At 42.5% G+C, this 23,922-nt stretch carries 19 protein-coding genes; 16 read left to right on the top strand and 3 right to left on the bottom strand.

Features of this window, described 5'->3' with window-relative positions:
* Positions 1–129 precede the first annotated feature (129 nt).
* From D8886_RS06155 to D8886_RS06090, 14 genes are all read left to right on the top strand, one after another.
* A complete protein-coding gene (locus tag D8886_RS06155) occupies positions 130–1,686 on the top strand; it encodes a H(+)/Cl(-) exchange transporter ClcA (RefSeq protein ID WP_125434609.1) in 1,557 nt (518 codons plus the stop codon).
* Between the two features lie 117 nt (positions 1,687–1,803).
* Positions 1,804–2,676 carry an iron uptake system protein EfeO gene (efeO, locus tag D8886_RS06150; protein WP_101771334.1) on the top strand — a complete coding sequence of 291 codons (873 nt, stop codon included), beginning with the start codon at positions 1,804–1,806 and terminating at the stop codon, positions 2,674–2,676.
* 4 nt (positions 2,677–2,680) lie between these two features.
* Entirely contained in the window at positions 2,681–3,889 is a 1,209-nt protein-coding gene (gene efeB / locus D8886_RS06145; RefSeq protein WP_125434607.1) for an iron uptake transporter deferrochelatase/peroxidase subunit, read from the top strand.
* Positions 3,867–5,558: an FTR1 family iron permease gene (locus D8886_RS06140; RefSeq protein ID WP_125434605.1), complete on the top strand. Its 1,692-nt coding sequence runs from the start codon at positions 3,867–3,869 to the stop codon at positions 5,556–5,558. The genes efeB and D8886_RS06140 overlap by 23 nt, the downstream gene beginning before the upstream one ends.
* A 1-nt stretch (position 5,559) precedes the next feature.
* Positions 5,560–6,276 (top strand): twin-arginine translocase subunit TatC, encoded by a 717-nt coding sequence (tatC, locus tag D8886_RS06135; protein WP_125434603.1) that lies wholly within the window; start codon positions 5,560–5,562, stop codon positions 6,274–6,276.
* A complete protein-coding gene (locus tag D8886_RS06130; RefSeq protein ID WP_002897604.1) occupies positions 6,276–6,464 on the top strand; it encodes a twin-arginine translocase TatA/TatE family subunit in 189 nt (62 codons plus the stop codon). The genes tatC and D8886_RS06130 overlap by 1 nt, the downstream gene beginning before the upstream one ends.
* A gap of 64 nt (positions 6,465–6,528) precedes the next feature.
* Positions 6,529–7,110, top strand: a complete 582-nt coding sequence (locus D8886_RS06125; protein ID WP_125434601.1) for a xanthine phosphoribosyltransferase — start codon at positions 6,529–6,531, stop codon at positions 7,108–7,110.
* A gap of 115 nt (positions 7,111–7,225) precedes the next feature.
* Positions 7,226–8,569: an MATE family efflux transporter gene (locus tag D8886_RS06120; protein ID WP_125434599.1), complete on the top strand. Its 1,344-nt coding sequence runs from the start codon at positions 7,226–7,228 to the stop codon at positions 8,567–8,569.
* Between the two features lie 227 nt (positions 8,570–8,796).
* Positions 8,797–11,040 (top strand): ATP-dependent Clp protease ATP-binding subunit, encoded by a 2,244-nt coding sequence (locus D8886_RS06115; protein ID WP_125434597.1) that lies wholly within the window; start codon positions 8,797–8,799, stop codon positions 11,038–11,040.
* Positions 11,041–11,236: 196 nt separating this feature from the next.
* A complete protein-coding gene (lpdA, locus tag D8886_RS06110; RefSeq protein ID WP_125434595.1) occupies positions 11,237–12,577 on the top strand; it encodes a dihydrolipoyl dehydrogenase in 1,341 nt (446 codons plus the stop codon).
* A 15-nt stretch (positions 12,578–12,592) separates the two neighbouring features.
* The gene (locus tag D8886_RS06105; RefSeq protein ID WP_125434593.1) at positions 12,593–13,666 is read left to right on the top strand and encodes a thiamine pyrophosphate-dependent dehydrogenase E1 component subunit alpha; all 1,074 of its coding nucleotides are present in this window, start codon (positions 12,593–12,595) and stop codon (positions 13,664–13,666) included.
* A gap of 18 nt (positions 13,667–13,684) precedes the next feature.
* Positions 13,685–14,716 carry an alpha-ketoacid dehydrogenase subunit beta gene (locus D8886_RS06100; RefSeq protein WP_004186958.1) on the top strand — a complete coding sequence of 344 codons (1,032 nt, stop codon included), beginning with the start codon at positions 13,685–13,687 and terminating at the stop codon, positions 14,714–14,716.
* A gap of 13 nt (positions 14,717–14,729) precedes the next feature.
* The gene (locus D8886_RS06095; RefSeq protein WP_125434591.1) at positions 14,730–15,989 is read left to right on the top strand and encodes a dihydrolipoamide acetyltransferase family protein; all 1,260 of its coding nucleotides are present in this window, start codon (positions 14,730–14,732) and stop codon (positions 15,987–15,989) included.
* Between the two features lie 241 nt (positions 15,990–16,230).
* Entirely contained in the window at positions 16,231–18,831 is a 2,601-nt protein-coding gene (locus tag D8886_RS06090) for a PRD domain-containing protein (protein ID WP_125434589.1), read from the top strand.
* A 112-nt stretch (positions 18,832–18,943) separates the two neighbouring features.
* On the opposite strand, the gene D8886_RS06085 is transcribed toward D8886_RS06090, so the two are convergent.
* The 3 genes from D8886_RS06085 to D8886_RS06075 form a co-directional block, all read right to left on the bottom strand.
* Complete coding sequence (locus D8886_RS06085; RefSeq protein WP_185761264.1) at positions 18,944–20,329, bottom strand: MATE family efflux transporter; 1,386 nt, start codon at positions 20,327–20,329, stop codon at positions 18,944–18,946.
* Between the two features lie 115 nt (positions 20,330–20,444).
* Positions 20,445–22,406: a family 20 glycosylhydrolase gene (locus tag D8886_RS06080; RefSeq protein ID WP_125434587.1), complete on the bottom strand. Its 1,962-nt coding sequence runs from the start codon at positions 22,404–22,406 to the stop codon at positions 20,445–20,447.
* 83 nt (positions 22,407–22,489) lie between these two features.
* A complete protein-coding gene (locus D8886_RS06075; protein ID WP_125434585.1) occupies positions 22,490–22,927 on the bottom strand; it encodes a DUF3284 domain-containing protein in 438 nt (145 codons plus the stop codon).
* 371 nt (positions 22,928–23,298) lie between these two features.
* On the opposite strand from D8886_RS06075, the gene D8886_RS06070 reads away from it, so the two are divergent.
* Together D8886_RS06070 and D8886_RS06065 are read left to right on the top strand one after the other, a co-directional pair.
* The gene (locus tag D8886_RS06070) at positions 23,299–23,631 is read left to right on the top strand and encodes a PTS sugar transporter subunit IIA (protein WP_002895529.1); all 333 of its coding nucleotides are present in this window, start codon (positions 23,299–23,301) and stop codon (positions 23,629–23,631) included.
* Positions 23,628–23,918 (top strand): PTS sugar transporter subunit IIB, encoded by a 291-nt coding sequence (locus tag D8886_RS06065; protein ID WP_002909758.1) that lies wholly within the window; start codon positions 23,628–23,630, stop codon positions 23,916–23,918. The genes D8886_RS06070 and D8886_RS06065 overlap by 4 nt, the downstream gene beginning before the upstream one ends.
* Positions 23,919–23,922 lie beyond the last annotated feature (4 nt).

Below are 23,922 nucleotides of genomic sequence, written 5' to 3'. Positions count from 1 at the left end.
CAATTCCCGGACTTTTTTGTGTAAATCTTTTAAAAAGAATACTGAAATAAGAAATTTATATTTCATCTGTTTATCAGGCATGCTTTGTGCTAGAATATTGGTAAAGTAACTATTTAGAGGAGATTGGGAATGGCAAAAGAGGCTAGCTCACGTGAGGACGACATCAAGAGAGAATTTAATTTCGCAACTCATTCGATTATTTCCCAGGTTTTGCGAGGTGTTTTAGTTGGGATTTTTGCTGGACTAGTAGTAGGGATTTTTCGCTTTCTGATTGAAAAAATCTTTCATTTAGTGCAGGTTGTCTACCATAGGAGTNAGCAGTCTATGCTTTGGTTACTGGCCTTGGTATTGCTTTATTGTTTCATCGTCTTGCTCAATGACCGCTTGGTAAAGTCGGAGAAAAATATCAAGGGGTCAGGGATTCCGCAGGTCGAAGCAGAGCTGAAGGGTCTGATGTCTCTTTCTTGGTGGAGTATTCTCTGGAAGAAGTTTGTATTGGGGATTTTAGCCATTTCCACTGGTCTGATGCTGGGGCGAGAAGGACCAAGTATTCAGTTAGGCGCTATGAGCGGCAAAGGAGTCTCTAAATTCTTGAATCTGAGTGCTGCTGAGGAGAGAGCGCTTATTGCTAGCGGTGCGGCGGCAGGCTTAGCAGCAGCTTTTAATGCACCAATCGCTGGTCTGCTATTCGTAGTAGAAGAAGTTTACCGTCATTTTTCACGTTTTTTCTGGGTTTCTACACTGGCGGCCAGTCTAGTTGCTAACTTTGTCTCGCTATCCATGTTTGGACTGACGCCAGTGTTGGACATGCCGGATAATATCCCGGTCATGAGGCTGGAGCAGTATTGGATCTACCTAGTCATGGGTTTGCTGCTGGGCTTGTCAGGCTATATTTATGAGAAAGTCATTTTGAATATTCAGCTGGTTTATCAGTTTTTTGGTCGGTTGTTTAAGATTTCAGAAGCCTATTATCCTATTCTGGCCTTTGCCTTGATTCTTCCAATTGGTTATTTCCTGCCTCACTTGTTGGGCGGGGGCAATCAGTTGATTTTATCTTTGACTGCTGGTCATTACACTGTGGAAACCTTGCTCTTGTTTTTTGCTCTGCGTTTTGTCTGGAGTATGTTAAGTTACGGGAGTGGATTGCCGGGTGGGATTTTCCTGCCTATTCTAGCTCTGGGTTCATTGCTTGGCGGAGCAATGGGTGCAGTCTGTCTGCAGCTTGGTTTGATTTCTCAGGAGCAATTTCCAATTTTCATTATCCTAGGCATGAGTGGTTATTTTGGCGCCATTTCCAAGGCTCCGCTGACAGCCATGATTCTAGTGACTGAAATGGTCGGTGATATCAGTAATCTTATGCCTCTGGGACTGGTCACTCTGACTGCTTACATTATCATGGATTTGCTAAAAGGAGCGCCCGTCTATGAAGCCATGCTGGAAAAAATGTTGCCAGACAGTATTGAGGATCAGGGAGATACGACTTTAATTGAAATCCCTGTTTCTGAAAAGATTGCTGGTCGTCAAGTGCATGAGCTAAACTTACCAGATGGAGTCTTGATTACCATGAATGTCCACAAGGGCAAGACTCAAACAGTCAATGGCAGCACGCGCCTCTATTTGGGGGATACGATTTACTTGGTGCTGAAAAAGACGGAGATTGGGAAAGTTAAAGAAGAGCTGCTTTAATGGTCTTAATATATAGTTTTTGATTAAATTGTCAGACAATTTCTTGAAATATGAGAAAAAAACTGGTATAATTTACAGGAAATAATCTCATATCAGAGAGAAAACAAAGGAGTCACCATGAAAAAACTTGGCATCGTCCTATTTTCAACGGCAATTTTACTGACTGGCTGTGCAGCCAACAATTCTACAAATAAGACTGGCTCAAGCAGTCAAGCATCCAGCAGCCAAACGGCCGTCAATCAGAAAGAATTGGACAAGGCGACAGCAGATTACAAAACGTTTGTCCAAGGACAAATCGATCAACTCCTGACAGATACGGAGAAGTTTCGTGATACCCTTAAAGAAGGCAAGCTTGATGAGGCCAAAAAGCAATATCCGCTTATCCGGATGGCCTACGAGCGCTCGGAGCCGATTGCTGAGAGCTTTGGTGAATCAGATGTTAAAATTGACTTCCGCCTGGTCGACTATGTAGACGAAAACAAGACCGAAGAAGGCTGGTCTGGTTTCCACCGCATCGAAAAAATCATGTGGGAGCAAAATACAACCAAGGGAACGGAAAGCTATGCCGATCAGCTGGTCAACGATATTAAGGAGCTGAAAGCTAAAATCGCAACAGTTGAAGTGACTCCAGATATGATGCTGACAGGTGCTGTTGACTTGCTCAATGAAGTAGCGACCAGCAAGATTACAGGTGAGGAAGAAGTATTCTCCCATACAGATCTCTATGATTTCCGAGCAAATATTGAAGGAGCAGAAAAGATTTTTGAGCTCTTCAAGCCATTGATTCAGGACAAGGACGAGAAGCTTGTCAAGACCTTGGAACTTGAGTTTAAAAACGTCAATAGTCTCCTAGATAAGCACATGACTGACTCTGAAAACTACAAGCTCTATACAGAATTGACAAAAGAAGACACCAAGGAGCTGGCGGAAGCAGTTACCAAACTGGGTGAGCCTCTTTCACAAATGGGAGTCATTCTAGACGGGGAGTGATCATATGACAAACGACGAAAAATGGTTTAATAAAAAGATGGATCGTCGTGAATTTCTTAAAAAAGCAGGGATTGGAGGCGCTGGTCTTGCACTGGGTGTCTCTGGTGCATCTGCTTTTTTCGCTAATCAGTCGAAGGAAGATAAGAAATTCGCTGACGGTGAGGAAGAAATTAGCTTCTATGGGGAGCATCAGGCAGGTATTACAACTCCGATGCAGAAGAATATCTACTTTGTTATTCTGGATTTGCATACGACAGATAGGGAGTCCATTATCCAGCTCTTCAAGGACTGGACGGCCTACAGCGAGAAGCTAGTAGACGGAGAATTGGTCAAAAAAGATAATTCTAATGCTCTTTTGCCGCCAACAGACACTGGAGAAACTGTTGGTCTCAACCCTTATCGACTGACCTTGACCTTTGGTGTCTCAGCCTCTTTTCTGAAAAAAATGGGCTTATCAGACAAACGACCTAAGGCTTTTCGGGATTTGCCGCCTTTTCCAAAAGAGCAGCTCAAAGAAAAATACTCGGGTGGCGATATTGTTATTCAGGCCTGCGCAGATGATGAGCAGGTAGCCTTTCATGCGGTCCGGAATCTAATCCGTAAGGGCAGAAATGCCATCACCATGAAGTGGAGTCAGTCAGGCTTTGCAGCTATCGGAGACCGGATGTCAACGCCTCGTAATCTCTTTGGATTTAAGGATGGCACGGCCAATGTGACCAAGGAAAAAGATTTTGAAAAGGTCATTTGGTGCGACAGCAAGGACTGGATGCAGGGCGGCTCTTACATGGCTGTCCGCCGAATCCAGATGTTCCTTGAGACCTGGGACCGGACCAATCTCCAAGAGCAGGAAAATACTTTTGGCCGCTATAAGGAAAGCGGAGCGCCTTTTGGCAAGAAAGACGAGTTTGACGAGGTTGACTTAGACTTGCTGCCAGAGGATTCACATGTCCGTCTGGCCAAGGAAGTCGATAAGCCAATATACCGCCGGTCTTACTCGTACTCTGATGGGATTGATGAGAGTACTGGTCAGTTCGACACAGGCTTGCTCTTTCTTTCCTTCCAGAAAGATCCAGATAGCTTTGTCAAAGTTCAGACCAATCTAGGCGCTCAAGATAAGATGAATGAATACGTCACACATGTCGGCAGTGGCTTGTTTGCTTGCTTTGGCGGAGTGAAAAAAGGAGAGTACCTTGGTCAAAAATTATTTGAATAAAAGTCTCTTGATATTGGGTCTCTTGATAGTTGTTTTAGCTAAGCCAGTTTTAGCGGATGAGAGCTACAGCAGTTTATTTGTCAAAATCACTGATGCCAGCACTGCGGTCAAGCAGAAGGAGCAGGAAAAAGCCAAGCAGCTAGTCGGAGAAATCAAGACTGAGTTTGATAGAGTGGCTAATCACGACTCAGCAGCGGGACAAGAGGTAAGCAAGGCACTAGACTTATCGGGTCAGGTGACTGAGGAGAAGCTGACAAAGATTTCTTCAGCCCTCTTGAAATTTGAAAAAGAGCAGAATCCAGTCGACTTAGAGGCCGAGAAAAAGAAGCTTCTCAGTAAGCTAGAGCCAAAATTTGAAAATCTACAAAAGGCTATTAGTGCTAAGGATTTAGAAGCGACAAGAGAAGCATACAAAAAAATGAATAGCACCTGGACTACCAATGAAAGCGTGGTGCGAGACAACAGCACAGCCCATTACGGCAAGGTAGAAACAGCTATTTCATTCCTGCGCAGTGCCATTGAGACGGAGCCTACTGACTTTGACATGATTCAGACTTCTTTTGATGATTTGAAAACCGCCATTGATAATTTTGTCAAAGGAGAGAAAGTCCAAGAAATTGCTGGCAATCTGACGCTGAAAGATGGAATTAAGCTCCTAGAGGAAGCCTTGAGTCTCTTTCAAAGCGGAGATGATAAAAAGGCCGCTGCTAAGATGAAAGAATTCATCACCATTTGGCCAACGATTGAAGCAGATGTCAGCGTCAATAATCCTTCGCTTTATACCAAGGTTGAGAGTCAGACACCTCTTATTATGGTCAAGGGGAGCGAAGAGAAGTATCAAAAGCAGCTGGAATCCTTGATTAGTGAGCTGTCGCAGATTGACACGACAGCTTCCTATCATTTCTTTGATGCTATGCTGATTTTGCTGCGTGAGGGTGTAGAAGCGCTCTTGATCGTCATGGCTTTGATAACGACCCTAAAAGCCTCCAAGCTGAAAAAAGGACTCAAGTGGGTCTATGCCGGCGCAGCAAGTGGAGTTCTAGCCAGTGCTGCGATTGCAGCTTTGTTGCAGTTTCTTTTCCCGGCAGTTGCTTCTGGATCCAATCGTGAGATTATCGAGGGTGCAGTGGGAATTTTCGCCGTCGCCATGATGATATTAGTTGGTATCTGGCTGCACAGCAAGGCATCTATCGAGAAATGGAATGACTTCATGGAAAGCCAAATGAAGGCTGTAACAGCCACAGGCAGTTTTCTTTCCATGTTTGCTCTTAGCTTTCTGGCAGTTTTCCGCGAAGGGGCTGAGACCATCCTCTTTTATGCAGGAATTCTGCCGCGCATTACTATGACTGATTTCCTTTTGGGAATCGGCTTGGCTCTTCTAGTCCTGGTCTTGCTGGCCTTTGTCATGAGCAAGGCGTCAGGTCTTCTCAAGCCACACAGCATTTTCTTCTGGCTGACCTGGCTAATCTATGCACTGGCCTTTAAGATGCTGGGCGTCAGCATCCATGCCCTTCAGCTGACCAATATCCTCCCGACTCACCTAATCAATGGCTTTGTGACAGTAGACTGGATGGGGATTTATCCAAGCCTAGAAGTGGTCGTCAGTCAGGCGCTCTTTATCCTGCTGGTGGTCTATGTTAGCTTCAAAAATCTGAAAAGCGAGCAGTAGCATGGATAAAAAAGAACAGACTATTATTGAGCATTTGATTGAGTTCAGACGGCGTTTCCTAGCGGTATTGGCTTGCTTCTTCATAGTTTTTCTGGTTGGCTTGCTCTTTTCAGCCGATATTTATCGATGGCTAACTAGTAATTTTGAACAGAAACTGCTGGTGCTGGGGCCGGATTATATCCTCTGGATTTATATCAGTCTGGCTAGTCTGGTCGCTTTTTCCTTGACCTTGCCATTTTTGGTTTATCAGGTCTGGGAGTTTGTCCGACCAGCTTTACGAGCCAATGAAGCGCGAGCCGTTTTCGTCTATATCCCAGCTACCTTTATCTGTTTTGTTCTTGGGCTGGCTTTCGGCTTTTACTTTGTGACTCCGGCTATTTTACAGGTGTTACTGTCGCTGGGTGAGGGTCTCTTTGAGACTCGACTGACAGCGCAGAATTATCTAAGTTTCGTCTTCCATACCACTATTCCGATTGCATGCCTTTTTGAGCTGCCAGTTCTTGTGTCCTTTCTGACTTCTATTGGTTTGCTCAATCCGAAATTTTTGGTAAAATATAGACGATACGCTTACTTCATTTTGCTGGTTTTAGCTGTTGTCCTGACACCGGCCGACTTTATCAGCGATCTGACTATGACAGTACCTTTGATTTTGCTCTATGAAGTCAGCATCTTGCTCAGTCGCATCATTTATCAAAGAAAATCAATGAGGAGAAATTAATGGGACTTTTAAAAGACATCGGAGTACCTGGGGTAATCATTATTGTTCTGGGAGCCCTGCTCATTTTTGGACCAAAACGTCTGCCCGAACTGGGGCAATCTATTGGTAAAATGTTTTCAGAATTTAAAAAAGCAGTCAATCATGCTGGAGAAGAAGACAAGACCGAGAATAAAAATGAAAAAGAGTAAATGAAAAGCACGGATAGCCGTGTTTTTCTGCTAGAGTGAAGTTGGTTTGTGAAAAGGAGGATAAATGAAAAAATTAGAAGAACGGATTCTCAGAGATGGACAAGTGTTAGGTGAGAATATCCTAAAAGTTGACTCTTTTCTGACCCATCAGGTTGATTTTTCATTGATGAAAGAGATTGGCCAGGTCTTTGCGGAGGCGGTAAAGGACGCAGGAATTACCAAGGTAGCAACTATTGAAGCTTCTGGTATTGCTCCGGCTGTCTACGTTGCAGAGGCACTGGGTCTACCAATGATTTTTGCTAAGAAGGCCAAAAATATCACGATGACAGAAGGGATTTTGACGGCTGAAGTTTATTCTTTTACCAAGCAAGTGACTTCGACCATTTCGATTGCTGGGAAATTTCTCAACTCTGATGATAAGGTACTGATTATTGACGATTTCTTGGCGAATGGTCAGGCAGCCAAGGGATTGATTACCATTATTGAGCAAGCAGGAGCACAGGTTGAAGCAGTTGGTATTGTCATTGAAAAATCCTTTCAGAATGGCCGCAAGCTTTTAGAAACAGCTGGATATCGTGTCCTTTCTTTGGCGCGAATCGCAGGATTTGAGAAAGGTCAGGTTGTCTTTACTGAGGCAGATATATGATTTCCTTTTCCTTTTGACTATCTGTCTGGCTTATAGTATAGTAAAGATAGTTGATATTTTAAAAATCTAAGCTCATTGATTTTACTTGGGTAGAAAAAGTTTTTGAGGGATTTCTATGCACCAAACTCATAATTTAAATCAGCGGATGCGGCTCTTTATTTCTATTTTTTTGCCAATTTTGATCTACCAACTGGCCAATTTTTCAGCCTCATTTGTCGATACGACCATGACTGGCCAGTATGACACTCTGCATCTAGCTGGTGTTTCCATGGCAACTAGTCTTTGGATTCCATTTTTCGACCTGCTGATAGGGATTGTTTCGGCCTTGGTACCCATAATCGGGCATCATTTAGGACAGGGAAAAAAAGAAAAGATTGCTTCTGATTTTTATCAGTTTATTTATCTTTCTTTGGGGCTATCGCTAATTTTATTTGCCTTGGTATTTGTGGGCGCTCCTCTAGTTTTGTCTCACCTTGGCCTAGAGCCTTTGGTAGAAGAAGTGGCTAAGAACTATCTTTGGTATCTGGCGCTTGGTATTATCCCTCTTTTGCTCTTTAGCACCATCCGTTCTCTGTTTGATGCTCTGGGGTTGACCAAACTTTCCATGTATCTCATGCTCTTACTCTTGCCCTTGAATGGCTCTTTCAATTATGCCCTAATCTACGGAGCATTTGGCTTTCCGGAAATGGGCGGAGCTGGAGCTGGACTTGGGACTTCTTTGGCTTATTGGGTTTTGCTCCTCATATCCTTGTTAGTAGCAGTCAAACATCCAAAAGTCCGAGCCTATGAGCTGTGGAAGATTCGACCGCTAGATAAAAAGGGCTTCATCGAAGGCATTCGACTTGGACTGCCTATTGGCGGAACGTTTTTTGCAGAAGTTGTGATTTTCTCGGTTGTCGGCTTGGTCATGGCTAAGTTTTCGTCTCTAATCATTGCTAGTCATCAGGCGGCCATGAATTTTTCAAACTTAATGTATGCCTTTCCTATGAGTATTTCAACCTCAATGTCTATTATAGTTTCTTATGAAATTGGAGCTAATCGTCCTGACGATGTTAGGAAATTCTGTAAACTTGGGCGGCTGACGGCTTTGGGAATCGCTGGATTTACCTTTCTCTTTCTCTATATCTTACGCGACCGTGTGGCTGCTCTCTATGGGTCGGATACCGAGTTTATCCGTATGACATCTGTTTTTCTGACCTACAGCCTCTTTTTCCAATTAGCAGATACTTTTGCGGCTCCTTTGCAGGGTATTCTTCGGGGATACAAGGATACTCAGGTGCCATTTTACTTAGGTTTGATTGCTTATTGGGGAGTTTCGCTGCCCCTGGGACTCTTCTTAGATCATTTTACCAGCTTGGGCCCTTATGGATATTGGATTGGTCTCATTGCTAGTTTGGTGACGAGCGGCATTCTCTTTCAGTGGCGGCTTAACCGTTTGGCTAAAAATATCATAACTTAAAGAGCGCTGGCTTGTCCTTTTAGGATAAGTCAGTGTTATTTTTTTCACAAACTTTTGTTAAAATTAGATTAAAACGGTAAAACGCTTACATATTTTCTAGTATATTGATTGTGAAAATGATATAATAGTCATAAGATTATCAAGTCAAGTTTTTGTTAAAATAGGTTAATTTTTAAAATATTGTTTACAGTTATCTTTGGTTTTCAGTAGAAAAGCGAGGGAACTATATGACTGAACACTATACCCATCTTTTACAAGAAGTACTAAATGCTGCAAAGGAATTAGCTATTCAAAAACACAATTATCAAGTGGACATTCCGCATGTCTGGACAGTGCTGACCCAGCCTCAGGCTTTTGCCTTGGAATTCTATACCAGTTTGGACCTTGATATTAATGAATTTATCAGCGTCATCAATCAGGAACTAGCCAAGATTCCTGTATTTTCACACACGGACAAGAACCGATTTGGACGTCAGTATAGCCAGCGTCTCAAGAATCTTTTAGATGATGCGGAGGCTGAGAGGGCGGAACTGAGGGACGAGGTAGTAACAGTAGAACACCTGATTCTCAGTCTATTTCATCAGCAGCGAAATCCGATAACTGTCTTTTTGAAGCAGGCAGGGATTGATAAGGAGCTAGTTGCGAAAAAGTTGAATAAGGTTCGTCAAGGCAAACGAGCAGTCTCTTCCAGTCAGGAGAGTCGCTATCAAGCCCTGAGCAAATATGCAATTAACTTTAATCAGTGGTTAGCAGACCAGACCGGTAGGAAGGTGATAGGCTGCCAAGAGGAAATCAATGATATTATCCGTGTCCTTTCCAGAAAAGACAAGAGCAATGCCATTCTCATAGGCTTTCCAGGTGTTGGAAAATCCAAGGTAATGGAGGGATTTGTTGGCAGACTGCTTGCTGATGATGTTCCAGAACATTTACTGGGCAAGGAAGTTTTTAAGTTAAATCTAGGCGGACTGATTGCCGGGACTAAATATAGAGGAGAGTTTGAAGAGCGCTTCAAGGCTGTTTTGGATGAGGTGCTGGCTGCTAAGGGGAAGATTATTCTTTATATTGAGGATATCCACCAAATCGTGACAGCAGGTCGTACAGAGGGCTCTCTTGATGCAGGCAATCTTTTAAAGCCGCTCTTGGCTCAGGGACAGATTAATATCATCGGCACAACGACTTTTGCTGCCTATCGAGAAAGCTTCGAGCTAGATCAAGCTTTGGAGGGGCGCTTCCAGCGCATTCGCATTGAGGAGCCTGATCAAGATAAGGCATTGACAATTCTGCAAGGACTGCGAGAGAATTATCAGGACTTTCACGGAGTTAGGCTGACGGACGAAGCTCTGCAGGCAGCGATTAGTCTTTCAATTCGTTATCTGTCAGATCGTTATTTGCCTGATAAGGCACTGGACTTGATTGATGAGGCGTGTGCTGTCAAGAAAATCCAGCTAGCTCAAGCAGGAACTGAGCAGGTAGACGTCAGTCGTGAGGATATAGCCAGTATCGTAGAACGTATAACAGGAATCAAAGTGCAGGGAATCATGGACAATGAGCGCGAACACCTGCTAAATCTAGACAAGCTCCTGCGCAAGAGAATTGTAGGACAAGACCAAGCTGTTCAAAAAGTTTCGGAGGCCATTTTACGCTCGAGAGCAGGAATTCAAAATCCAAAGCGTCCTATTGGTTCTTTCCTCTTTCTGGGGCCTACTGGAGTCGGAAAGACCGCTCTGGCAAAAGCCCTTGCTGAGCGGCTGTTTGGCAATGAGCTGGAAATGGTCCGACTGGACATGTCTGAATACATGGAAAAACATGCCGTAGCTCGTTTAGTTGGTCCGCCACCAGGCTACGTAGGATTTGAAGAGGGAGGACAGCTGACAGAAGCTGTTCGTAGGAGGCTTTATTCGATTGTCTTGCTGGATGAGATTGAGAAAGCCCATCCGGATGTATTTAACACCTTGCTGCAAGTCTTGGACGAAGGACGCTTGACAGACTCTAAAGGGCGTACTATTGATTTTAAAAATACTATTTTGATTATGACAAGCAATATTGGCTCCCAGCAGATTTTGGAAAGTCTAAAAAGTAAACAGGGACTGACTGCTGAAGCGCAGGAAGAAGTTCTGTCCCTGCTGCAACATAGCTTTAGAGCAGAGTTTTTAAATCGGATTGACGAGACGGTTATTTTCAACTCTCTGAGGGCAGAAGATATGATTAATATCGTAAAAATTATGGTTCGGCAACTTCAGGAAAGGTTGAAACATCAGAAGATTCAGCTTCATCTGAGCGAAGAAGTCTATGCTTTTTTAGCCCAGAAAGGTTACCAACCAGAATTTGGTGCCCGTCCTATTCAAAGAAGCATTATGCGCTATCTCGAAACGCCTTTGGCTCGTTATTTGGTAGAAAATAAGGAAACAACTGAAATGACAGTTCAAGTCAGTTTGAAGGATAGGCAACTGGATTTTAATTATTTGGTATAAGTTTCTTCTAAAAGTAAGCGCTTACTATGTATATACAAAGAAAGGGGGTTCATGGTTTCTGAGCAGACTCTATCCTGAGATTTTGAAATGAGTCTTAGAAATACGTAAAATAATGAGATACTTTTTGTATCTATAGCCGACAGCAATCATTTTGATTGTTGGAGCACCCTTTGTATTTTATGAAAGGAGGAGTGTTTTGTCTGTTTATGATGTTTTGATTATCGGTGCTGGACCGGGCGGTTATGTGGCTGCTGAAGAAGCAGCTCGTTTAGGTAAGAAAGTCGCCGTAGTAGAAAAGAAGTCTATCGGCGGAACCTGCCTGAATGTGGGATGTATACCGTCTAAGGCCTATCTCCAGCACGGTCATTGGTTGCTGACAATGGAGGAAGCTAGGCGTTATGGCATTGAGAGCAAGCTTGAAAGGATTGATTTTGAGAAATTGGTAGACCGAAAGAATCAGGTTGTTGCCAGTTTGCAATCTGGAATTCATGCTAGCTTTAAGTCTTTAGGTATTGAATATATCCAAGGGCAGGCCAAGTTTGTCAAAGACCGAACTTTTTCCGTCAATGGTAAAGAAATCAGTGGCAAAGATGTGATTTTGGCTACTGGCAGTTATCCTTTTGTGCCTCCTATCAAGGGATTGGAACAGGTTGACTATCTAACGACGGATACGTTTTTTGACTTGAGGGAGCTTCCTGAGAAGTTAGTCATTATCGGAGGTGGCGTTATCGCAATTGAGCTAGCTTTCGCTATGGCTCCTCTGGGTGTCGCTGTCACTGTTATTGAGGTTGCGCCGGAAATTCTTTTGACCGAAGAAGCTGAAGCGCGACATGTGATTCAAAAGAAACTAAAGAAAATGGGGGTGATGATTTATCAGGGAGCGCAGATAAAGGAAGTAACTGCTAATTCTGTCTTACTTGAGAACGAGCAGGTTGCTTTCGACCATCTTTTGGTCGCTACTGGCCGCAAACCAAACCTAGAGCTAGCCAAGGATATGGGATTAGCCTTGACAGATCGGAATTTTGTCAAGGTAGATCAATACTATGAGACATCAAAAGAGCATGTGTATGCTATCGGTGATCTTTTGGAATCTTATATGTTGGCTCACGTAGCTAGTGCAGAAGGAATAAAGGCTGTAAGAGCTATCTGCCGGAGAGCTGAAGAAGCAGTTGATCCGCTGGGTGTTCCCCGTTCACTCTACACCAATCCTGAAGTGGCTTCTTTTGGTCTCAGCAAGGAAGAGGCTGAGAAGGCGGGCTATGATGTTCTGGTCGAGCAGCTGCCTTTCTCTTATAATGGGCGGGCTATCGCTATAGGTGAGACGGAGGGCTATGTCAAGCTAATCTCAGAAAAGCAATACCATCTTCTGCTAGGTGCAGTCATCGTCGGTCCGAACGGTACAGATCTTCTGCAGAATTTGATTTTGCTGAGGCAGGCCGAAGCAACGCTGGATCAAGTTCTTGAAACGGTTTTTGCTCATCCTACCACATCAGAACTAATACAAGAAGTCGCTAAAAGACTCGTTCAGGACGATTAATGAGGAGGTAAAAATATGTCAAATTATAAAGATTTACCACAACGATTGACCAAAACAAGAAACCAAAGTGCTGTATCAGAGCTAGTCGATTTAAAAGTCCATGATGCTACCGAAGTTGAGGTGGAGCAGATTTCCAAAGAAAAAGCCAAAACCATGTATAAAACCATGTGGGATATCCGAAATTTTGAGGAAAATACACGGCGTTTCTTTGCTGCAGGACAGATTCCTGGCTTTGTTCACCTTTATGCTGGAGAGGAAGCGATTGCTACTGGTGTCTGTGCCAATCTGACAGACCAGGACTATATTACAAGTACTCACCGGGGACACGGTCACTGTGTTGCTAAGGGCGGTGATTTAAAGGGAATGATGGCAGAAATTTTTGGCAAGGAGACTGGGCTTGGAAAAGGAAAAGGCGGATCTATGCACATCGCTGACTTGGACAAGGGAATCCTCGGTGCCAATGGTATGGTTGGTGGAGGCTTTGGTCTAGCTACCGGTGCAGCAATGCGCAACAAGTACTTGAAAACCGACAGTGTAGCTGTCTGCTTCTTCGGTGACGGTGCGGCCAATGAAGGGAATTTCCACGAATGTCTCAATATGGCATCAATTTGGAAACTGCCAGTTATCTTTGTCAATGAAAACAACTTCTTTGCAGAATCGACACCGCAATGGTATTCTTCAGCGTCTGGCACCATTGCTGAGAGAGCGGCTGCTTATAATATGCCCGGCGTTCGGGTTAATGGTAAGGATTTATTCGCTGTCTACCAAGTAGCCAAGGAAGCTGTAGAGCGGGCTCGTAGAGGTGAAGGTCCTACCTTGATTGAGGCTGTAACATATCGCGACAATGGTCACTTTGAAGGGGATGAGCAGAAGTATAAGGCTTTGGAAGGTGAAGAAAAAGACTGGGCTGATGTGGATGCTCTAGATGTCTTCCGTGACTACGCTATCGAGCACGGCCTCTTGACTGAAGAGGAACTTGATGCCATATTAGAGGAGTCTAGAAAGGATGTGGAAGAAGCTATCAAATTTGCTCAAGACAGTCCGATTCCTCGTTCCGAGTCTCTGCTGGAAGATGTATTTGCTGATTGATAGAAGGAGGTTGATCAAATGGCTAGACAACTGTTATTTATGAAAGCAATCAATGAAGCGCTGGATCAGGCAATGGCAAAAGATGACACCGTAATCCTTCTGGGAGAAGATATTGCTGGCGGTGTAACAATCAAGCACTTGGAAGAAGAAAACGAAGATGCTTGGGGCGGTGTAATGGGTGTAACCAAAGGGCTTATGCCAAAATATGGTCGAGAACGGGTAATTGACACTCCAATTTCTGAGCACGGATACGTGTCAGCTTCTGTTGGAATGGCTCTGACTGGCTTGCGTCCAGTACCGGAGCTGATGTTCAATGACTTTATCGGTTTCTGCTTTGACGCCATTTTGGGGCAAGGCTCAAAAATGCGCTATATGTTTGGCGGTAAGGCAAAGGTTCCGATGACAATGCGGACCATGCATGGGGCAGGAGCTTCGGCTGCAGCTCAACACTCGGGTTCATATTACGGCCTCTTCGGATCCATTCCCGGCATTAAGGTAGTCGTTCCGGCAACACCTTACGATGCTAAGGGCTTACTGCTGGCTTCTATTGAAGATGATAATATCGTCATTTATTCAGAAGATAAGACTCTCTATGGTATCAAGGGAGAGGTACCAGAAGAATATTATACAGTTCCAATTGGGAAGGCTGCTGTCCGCCGTGAGGGAACTGATCTTACTATCGTCACTATCGGTAAGATGCTCTATGTAGCCTATGAAGTAGCGGATCGCTTGGAAAAAGATGGTGTTTCGGTTGAAGTGATTGACTTGAGAACGGTAGCTCCTTGGGATGAGGAGACTGTCTTTGAATCAGTCAAGAAAACTGGACGGCTGATTATCGTTGATGAATCCAACCCTCACAATAACACAGCGACAGATATTGCAGCAGCAGTGACAGACAAATGCTTTGACTATCTAGACGGCCCAGTGAAATGCGTCTGCGCGCCAAATGTGCCGGTACCATTTGCAGTGAATTTGGAACAGCTCTATATCCCTAATGCTGATAAGGTTCTGACTGTTGCTGCAGAATTGATTGACGATCTGAAGAGATAGAAGGGAGGCAAGTATGGCTACAGAAATTGTAATGCCTAAGCTAGGCTTAACAATGACCGAAGGTCTGATTAATAACTGGCTGGTCAAGGAAGGCGACACCGTAGCTGCTGGTCAGCCTGTCTTGGAAATCAGTTCTGAAAAATTGACCAGCGATGTAGAGGCGCCAAGCGCAGGGGTGATTTTAAAAATTATCAGTCAGGCAGGCGATACTGTCCCGTGCAAGAAAGTAATTGCATGGATTGGTGAAGCAGGAGAATCTATTCCAGGTATGGAGACGGAAGAAGTCTCTGCGAATAAATCAGAAAGTGATAAGGGAGCAGTTGATTCAGAGCCAGAGCTAGCTGAAAAAACTGTGGCAGCAAGTTCCAACACTGTTGGAAAAAGTGAACAGGGACGTATTTTTATCACTCCGCTGGCCCGCAAGATTGCTAAGGAAAAAGGATATGATATTTCCATGATTTCAGGAACGGGAGGCAAGGGCCGCATTACCCGACGTGATGTAGAGAATCATAAACCAGAGGCACTCCCAACCCAAGCACCGGAAAGTAGTTTAGCAGTCCTTCAGCCAACTAGTCAGGCTGACTACGGTGCAGGATTGACAGGTATGCGTAAGACTATTGCAGAGCGGATGATGACCAGTCTGCAAGCATCTGCTCAGGTCACCTTGCACCGTAAGGTTGATATCAGCAAGCTGATAGCCTTTAGACAGGATATGAAGGATAAGGTAACTTCTCCATTAGAAAATGGCGAAATCAACATCACAACTCTGCTTACAAAGGCTGTTGCCAAGGCGTTGAAAGATCACCCTCAGCTCAATGCTTGGTATTTCAATGGTCAATATCAGGAAGTAGAAGATATTCATATTGGTATCGCGACGGCACTTAGTGATGGTTTGGTGGTTCCGGTCATTCGTCACGTGGATAAGCTAACACTGGCCGACTTGGGCTTAGCTATCAAAACGGAAGCCAATCAAGCTCGTAAAGGAACTTTGGATCCAGCTCTTTACTCAGGTTCAACCTTCAGTATTACTAATCTCGGGGGAGCAGGAATTGAGTATTTCACTCCTATCCTAAATACACCAGAAGTAGCCATTTTAGGAGTTGGTGCCTTGCAAACGTCCTTGGCTCTTGACAGCCAAGGACAGGTCTACGAGCAAAAATTCCTGCCGCTCAGCTTGACTTTTGACCATCAAGTCGTAGATGGTCAGCCCGCAGCGGAGTTTCTAGCCAGTCTAGCGGACAAATTGGAGTCTCCTTACGACTTGGTTTTCTGATAAAAGAATGAATGGTGAATTTCATTCCTGAATGATAAAGAAAAAGGCCAGCTGTTTAAATCACTCATTAACAGTTGGCCTTTATGTATTATATCATCCTCTTCTTCAAATTTATAATGAATAGGTAAGGAAATGACAGGTTGGTAGGGAGTGAGTTCTAAGACTCTAAGTAGGTAAAAAAGCTGCATTATAAGATAAATTGAATGACGATAATGGGAGAAAAATATCAGTGAGGTAGAATATGAAGGTTGCCAAAACACTAGTCTTAGAATATCTAGAGCAAGAATTACTAAAGAATAATAAGCAAGGCCTTGAAACGAAAGTAATTGCTGCTGCTTTAGGAATGCAACGCTCAAATGTGAGCACTATTTTGAATCAATTGGTAAAAGAAGGGATACTCGTTAAAGGAAATAAACGGCCAGTTCAATACAAGTTAAAAGAGGTATTTGTGGAAAATCCTTTGGATTTTCCAAGCATTATAGGTGAAAATGGCAGCTTGCGAACAGCCATCCAGTTAGCACAGGCAGCTATTTTATACCCAAATTATGCCCTTCCAGTACTCATTTTATCCGAGGTCGGTGCTGGTAGAACTCACTTCGTTAATAAAATGATGGAGTTTGCTATTCAAAATCAAGCGATTAGTAAGCCTCAGTTGTTTGAAAAAATTAACTGCTTAGACTATATTGATGTTCTAGATGATTTGCTGAAGTTGTTATTTGGCTCAGAGGCGACGAAGTCTGTATTTGAGAAAGTGGCAGAGGGAATTTTATTTATAGATAACATACAAGTTCTATCTTCGGCGGATCAAAATAGATTGATTTCCTGGCTGAATCACAGAGAAGGAGAACAAAAGAGACGTCAGAAGAAAGGTTTGGTAATTATCGGAAGTAGCGCTAAGCTATCTGAACATTTATCCAATAAACTTCCTGTTGTAATCNAGCTGCCTTCTTATCCGAATCGACCGATTAGTGAAAAGCTAGAGTTACTAAATTACTTTTTAGCTATCGAATCAAAGAATTCTGCGCATGATATTCAAGTGCCGCGTGATGTCATTCATTCCTTCATCCTATCAGCGAATATTAGCAATATAAAAGAATTAGAATATGCAGTTCGAACAGCTTGCGCTAATGCTTTTGTAAGAAGTCTGAGGTCGGAGCTAAAAGATTTAACACTCAGTAATGACGATTTACCCATTCCTTATCAAGGGATTCGTCATTTAGGTAGTCATAATGTAGTTAAAATTGATGAATTGATTGGCAAACGTAAGGTGCTAATTTATGATAAGGAGTTGGGATTGCTGGATTTTCCAGAGCAAGAGTCGGATGATTTATATAACAAAATTAAATCAGAATATACTCAGTTATCAGAAAGAGGCATTGAGCAGGATGATGTTTTTGAGGCAGTGAGAAACTATATTCAAAGCTATATTGAATACAAACCTTTTGTCGAGAAAGAAGATGAGTTGGAAAATCTTAATCAGCTTGAGACGATTGTTTCTGCTGAAGTGATTCAGTTGGTACAAGCCTTTGTTTTATCTGTTCAAAAAGAACTCAATATAGAGCTTAATTCGACGGCATATTACGGCATCAGTCTTCATGTCAATGCGATGATTAAGCAGAAAGGCTCGTTGAATCGGCAGTTGGATAATGATGCTATTGTGAAAGTGATTCGGGATTATCCAATAGAGTATGCACAATGTTCTAAATTTGCTAGGCAACTAGAAACAAGATTTCAACTAGCTGTTCCAATAGATGAAATCGTCATCCTAACCATGTTTATTATTGAATCCGAAAAGAAACAAGATAGTCTACGACCTATCTTGCTCTACGTTCTGCACGGTAAAGGGGTTGCCAAGTCCTTGGCTGAGTCAACCAAGATGTTGACCAAAAATAGCCAAGTGTATGGCTTTGATATTCTATTAGAAGAATCTCTAGAGGAAAGCTATCGTAAATTAAAAGGGCAAATTGAGGAACTAGACCAAGGTTTAGGGGTCATTGTCCTCTATGATATGGGATCGATTAAGGAAATGCTGGATAAAATTCGAGAAGAAACTCTGATTAAAATCAGAGAATTTGAAATTCCCATTACTATGATTGGCATGGGGATTGCACGGCGCTGTTTGATAGAAAATGATATTGACAGTGTCTTTCACGCTTTTCATATGGAAATGAATCAGCTTTATAAAAATCGGAACCAAGAAAAAATCATCATCACGCTCTGTTATACCAGCGAAGGTGGTTCTCTTCAGCTCAAGCACTATCTTGATCAGTATTCAAAGCTGGGTTACCGTGTCATTGCTTTGTCAGTTGCTAATAAGGAGATGTTGATTGAGGAAGTGATGGCCTTAAGAAAGACCTATCAAATTCATGCTTTTGTTGGAACTTTCGATCCTCAAATTATGGGTATNCCTTTCATTTCCATTAAAGATGTTTTTGAGCAACCCCAGGAGCACCTAGATAAATTATTGATGTTTGTACCGACCTCTGTCAATAGCTACGATTATGAGAAAGTTTACCAATTTTTAGAAGAGCAATTTGTCTATACTTCCTTAGCTAAGATTAAAAAGATTCTTCCTGCTATTTTAGATGAATTTGATTTTTATTATCAGCTGACAGAGGAGCAAACAATAGGCTTGTTTGTTCATATTGCGTGTCTGGTGGAGCGAACCCTTTCAGGAGAATGCCTGAAGAAGGGCAGTAAAGAAATTGCTGGTGTTATCGAAAAATTCCCTGATGACTATAAGCATGTTAGGAAAATCATCCGAACAGTGGAGCGAAGCTTTAAGATTCTTATAGATGACGCAGAGATTAGTGTTTTAATTCAGATGCTGCGCAAGTTATAAAATTGTATGTTAGAGTAGCAAACCAATAAAAAAGCACCTAACTCTCATTACCCTGTTTAGTCGGGATTTGCACTTCCGATTTCTGTGGTAATGTTGTGATTTAGATGCTTTTTTACATGCGCTCTTGCACAAGATTATGCAGCCATTTTCCTGAGAAAACACGAGGGATGCCCCAGATTGGTTTGAGAATATCTTCGCCATTTATCACAAGAAAGATTAGCCAAATGGGAGCCTGCAGACTAACCAGAGCATAGCCAAGTGGAATGCTGAAGAGCCAGACAGGTAAAACATCTAGCAGGCAGGCATAGTTGGTATCGCCTCCGCTACGTAAAATCCCGACGATTAAAACAACACTAAAAGCTTTTGGGATAAACAATAGGGCATTTAACTGAATCATCAGGATGGTTAGCTGCTCTGTCTGATTGCTTAAGTTGTAGAGTTTCAGGGCTAAGGGCATAGCCCAGATGAGTAGGATGCTGACGATGAGCCCGATGAGAGGTAATAGAAGTAAGAAGCGCTTGGCATCTTGTAAGGCTTTTTCTATTTGATTCTCTCCGATGGTATTGCCTAGCATAACAGCTACGGCATTTCCCGCACCGCGTACAAAGACAAAACCAATTTGGGCAATGGCGCTAGCAATCTGGGTGGAGGCCACCACTTCAGTACCTAATAGTCCGATAATAGCCAAGCCAATTGATGTTCCAAGAGACCAGGCGCCTTCATTGAAGACGACTGGCAAGGTTTTTTTCAAAAATTGATAAACGAAGTCTTTGTGGAAAGCAAAGAGTTCAGCTATGCTAGCGGCTCCAGCCATCCTTGTTCGATAGACACCAAAGACTAACCAGCAAAGCTCTAGCAATCGAGCCATAAAGGTAGCAATAGCGGCACCAACCAGTCCAAGTTTAGGAAACCCAATCAGCCCAAAAATAAGGACGGCATTGCCAATGATATTGGTCGCCATGGATAGGAGACTAGCAAGAGTTGGTAAGAAAACTTCGTTACTACAGCGACACATAGTAGCCAGAGAAGTTGTAATAGCTGTCATCAGGTAGGTCCAGGAGACGATAGATAAGTACTGGGCGCCCAACTGAATAGCTTCGGTATCATGAATATAAAAACCAATCAGTTGCTTGGGAAAAAGTAAAGCGACTAAAGTAAAGGAAGCGGAGATGAGCCCGCTCAGCATATAGACTAATCCCAAGGTTTTTCTCATATCAGCAATTCGCTGGGCTCCCCAGTATTGGGCCATGAAGACAGAAGCTCCGCTACCGATACCAAACTGTACAATAGTCAAGAGAAAGAAAATCTGGTTGGCAGCACCAGCAGCTGCGATTTGTTTTTCCCCTAGCTGTCCAATCATGACAACATCAGCTAGATTGACAGCGCTAGCCAGTAGAAATTGAAGAGAAAACGGTAGACTGAGACGTAAGAATTGTTTCAGAAATGTTTTCTTTTCACTCACTCTCCCACCTCCTTTCGTTTCAAATAGGATAAGCAATCAGTATGTCTAGTAACCTGATATCTAGAAAGTTTCTGCTTTTTTTGAATTGGATGATTCTGATTCCTCATAAACTTCGTTCTTTCTACCTGATAGCTTGAACTAAGCCTCAAGTTTAGTGATAATAGGCAATTTGATCAACAAAAATTTGACAATCTTTGTCAGCTTCTGTTTGAACTTCTACATTCTTCAATTCCTTTTCAGGATAAGGGTTTTGAATAGGAAATGCGAAGAAGGTCTGACCGTCTTTCTGATAAGGTTTGGTGCTAAGCGAGACTTCAAATAATTGCTCATTTACTTTATAGATAGGTTCACCAGGTAAAGGGTTGGTATTGGTAGTCCGATCCCATTCAACACTTGTTTTGCCAATGTTTTCTCCAAAGATAATGGGAAGAGTGAACTCGGTTTGATCAGTATAGGTTAGTAGGATATTTCCGATTTGATAGGTTTCCATTTCAGGGAAGACACCGTCCACAAACCATTGGTATTCCACAAAATAGTCAGTAGCATAGCCGATTTCAATCCAGCTGGGATGCGCCAGTGCTTCAAGACTGCGCGTGTGGTTTTGCAGGTCGGGATAGTGGTAATGGAAGAGATAAGATAAGGTTTTATCACGGATAGTCGCATAGTCTTCATCACGATAGTCATGATTCCAAAACATCTCGTAAGCATAGGCCAAGCCGAAGAAAATGACATTTCTCTGCAGGATTACCTCATTTAAGGTGCTCCAGTTGGAGATGATAGCTCCCTTGCTCCCCTTCTTCAAATGCTCAGCCCAATGCGGAAAGAGATAGCCTTCAAAATTACCATAACGGATGCTAAAGCCTTCTTCCAAAACTTCATCTTCCAATGTTTCATCCAAACTCCAGAGCCAATGGAGAATCTCGACATCTTTGGGAATCTGATGAATGGCCTGCCAGGTTGCCGGCATAATGCCAACTTTTGTGCCTGTATCTTTTTTGAACTGGGGAGTGTACATGATGATTTCTGCTCCACCAAAAGGCCCAGCATCAGGAACGATAGCGTTTTTCAGTAACTTGTCTCCCCAAATCATGGTTCGGACATTTTTCTGCTTGAGGTGGTCATAAATCTTGATAATGTCCTCTGCAAAGATATCAGCTCCAGCCTTCCCTTTGCAACGCTCACACATGGCAATTGAATAGTATTCATCATGCCCGATATTGATGACTTCAGGTTCAAAGACCTCAATGATTTCATCCAGAACATCAAAGAGGAGTTCATAAGAGGCAGGATTTGATGGGCAGTAAGTGTCTGGATAAGGATCTTCAGGGATTTCTGCAATTTCTGGGTGGCCAAGCATCAAATAATCGCAGTGACCGAGGGATGGCACTTCAGGAATCACCTCAAAAAATCGTTCCTTGCAGTAGAGGACCAGATCTTTCACATCATTTTGACTTAGAAACTCCCCGTCACCATTCTCCATGTGAATGGCATTCTTGTACCAAGGGAAGGTATAGTCTTGGATTTCTTTGGTCTTGCCAGAGTATTCAGCCATTTCAGAACAATATTTGATCCACTCTTGATTAATTTCAGGGTGTTTTTTATATTCCATAGCACCGCCGATTTCAATCATGAGGGTATTGTACTTGAAGAAAGCAAGCATATCCACAAATTGCTTGAAGAAATCCATATTCTTACGAGACGGTAAAAAGACTTTGAGGCCACGCTCGGAACAGACAGGTTCGTCGTAGGCCAAGCCATAAGGCAAGTAGCCATCCTGCAACATTTGGATAATTGAAATAGCCCCATAAAATAAGCCACGCTGGGATAAGGCATAAACGAAAATACCGTTTTGAGCAACCTTTACGATGTGCGCTTCAGGGTTGGATGGATAGGGAAGTGAAAAGGACTGCATAACCTCTTGTCCGACTTCTCGGGAAATCCCTTCTATGAAATGAATGGCAGGGAAAGCCAGCTGGCCATCATTTCTTACTTTTGGATGAGCCAGTAAGGTGTCGGTCAAAATAGGCAGAGGGCTGAATATTTGAGTTTCTTTAGTGAAATAGCGACCGTTGTTTTCTTGTTTCCAATATTGAGGTGTGATGCCTTGTTTCATGATCTACTCCTTGAACTATCTGAATATCTGCGAGTCATAAAAAATTTGGTAGCAGAAAAGAAGGTATGGATCGGATTTGCCTTTTACTGAGTTTTCGCTTTTCTAGCCTTTTCAATTTCCCCTTGAATCTTATAAAGATTTTCCGAAAGGCGACCAAAGTAGAGAAGCTCTCCCATCCACTTGATGAGCTTGCTTTTTGAATTTTTTGTCAATTTATTTTGTTCTTGTTCTAGCGTAACCTCAAGCCCTTTTGAGCAAGGCTTGGTCTTGTAGCAAGTAATCGTTTTTTCACTGTGGGACGAGATTTGAATGACGTAGGTTTCATGGCGACGATAGTCCAGAATCTCATAATCAGTCTTGGTATAGACATTGTCTGACAATTTTGAGTAACGAAGTCCTTTCTTTAACCTATCTATCTTTTTTGTTTGATTGTCAGTTTGATTGATTTGATTCAGAAACTCGCTTTCCAAGAAGTCATAAAATTCATCTGAAGTGACTTGGAGTTCTCTAATAATCTTCATAAATTAAGTATATAATAAGCCCTTGCGGAAAGTAACCCCCTGAGGAAAAAGAGACGGATTTTAATGAAATTTATACTCTTTAGCTTTGTGTTATACATTATCATAAAAAACGATTAATTTTTATACACTAATTTTACGATAGGTTCTAAAATATATTAAAGGAACTATTTAAAAATAACAGAGTACCAGAGGTAAAGCACGTAAGAAACTGTTGCTTTAAATTTTTTATAATAAATTGAGTATGAATGGCATTTGAAAATGGATACACTAAGCTAGAAAACTGTATATTAAGAAAATATAAACGCTTTTGACAGTAGAATAGAGCTATAGTAAACTTTGGGTAAGAAGTCAAATTGAAAGGAGGAGTTTGTATGGAAGAATGGAATAGTTCAGCGGAGATTATTGCCATGTCCTTAATTGCCAATTCTGGTGCAGCCCGATCCTTAGCTTTTGAAGCACTTAAAAAAGCAAAACTAGCAGAATTTGATGCAGCTAAGGAATTAATGGATGAGGCAAATAGTGTTATTTTAAAAGCCCATCATTCCCAAACAGATTTATTGCAGGAAGAAGCACAAGGAAACGGTCATCAGTTGAGTATACTGCTTGTTCATGCACAAGATCATTTTATGACGAGTCTCTTGGCCATTGACCTTATCACTGAGATGATTGAGCTGTATTCCAATCGAGAAGGAGAAAGACAATGAAAATCTTATTAATATGTGCAGCCGGAATGTCCACGAGCATCCTGATGAAAAAAATGGAGCAATATGCAAATGACCAAGGTATTGACCTCGATATCAAAGCGGTTGGATTGATGGACTATCAAGATTATGCTCAGGACTATGACGTAATTTTATTAGGCCCTCAGGTTTCTTATAAACTTGATTCAGTCAAAGAGACAGTTTCAAAACCTGTTGCCACCATCCCAGCTATGGATTATGCAATGGGAGATTGTAAGAATATCTTTCAATTAATTAAAGCAATATCTTAAGGAG

It is taken from the genome of Streptococcus sanguinis, from assembly GCF_003943655.1.
Lineage (GTDB): Bacteria > Bacillota > Bacilli > Lactobacillales > Streptococcaceae > Streptococcus > Streptococcus sanguinis_F.
The sequence above is the reverse complement of the archived record's forward strand: the minus strand, read 5'-3'. Positions and strand labels throughout refer to the sequence as shown.

Coding starts and splice junctions, on each gene's coding strand:
- D8886_RS06120 (WP_125434599.1), top strand. CDS start 7,226: ATGCACCAAACTCATAATTTAAATCAGCGGATGCGGCTCTTTATTTCT.
- D8886_RS06095 (WP_125434591.1), top strand. CDS start 14,730: ATGGCTACAGAAATTGTAATGCCTAAGCTAGGCTTAACAATGACCGAA.
- D8886_RS06075 (WP_125434585.1), bottom strand. CDS start 22,927: ATGAAGATTATTAGAGAACTCCAAGTCACTTCAGATGAATTTTATGAC.
- efeO (WP_101771334.1), top strand. CDS start 1,804: ATGAAAAAACTTGGCATCGTCCTATTTTCAACGGCAATTTTACTGACT.
- efeB (WP_125434607.1), top strand. CDS start 2,681: ATGACAAACGACGAAAAATGGTTTAATAAAAAGATGGATCGTCGTGAA.
- D8886_RS06130 (WP_002897604.1), top strand. CDS start 6,276: ATGGGACTTTTAAAAGACATCGGAGTACCTGGGGTAATCATTATTGTT.
- D8886_RS06115 (WP_125434597.1), top strand. CDS start 8,797: ATGACTGAACACTATACCCATCTTTTACAAGAAGTACTAAATGCTGCA.
- D8886_RS06100 (WP_004186958.1), top strand. CDS start 13,685: ATGGCTAGACAACTGTTATTTATGAAAGCAATCAATGAAGCGCTGGAT.
- D8886_RS06065 (WP_002909758.1), top strand. CDS start 23,628: ATGAAAATCTTATTAATATGTGCAGCCGGAATGTCCACGAGCATCCTG.
- D8886_RS06070 (WP_002895529.1), top strand. CDS start 23,299: ATGGAAGAATGGAATAGTTCAGCGGAGATTATTGCCATGTCCTTAATT.
- tatC (WP_125434603.1), top strand. CDS start 5,560: ATGGATAAAAAAGAACAGACTATTATTGAGCATTTGATTGAGTTCAGA.
- D8886_RS06125 (WP_125434601.1), top strand. CDS start 6,529: ATGAAAAAATTAGAAGAACGGATTCTCAGAGATGGACAAGTGTTAGGT.
- D8886_RS06105 (WP_125434593.1), top strand. CDS start 12,593: ATGTCAAATTATAAAGATTTACCACAACGATTGACCAAAACAAGAAAC.
- D8886_RS06080 (WP_125434587.1), bottom strand. CDS start 22,406: ATGAAACAAGGCATCACACCTCAATATTGGAAACAAGAAAACAACGGT.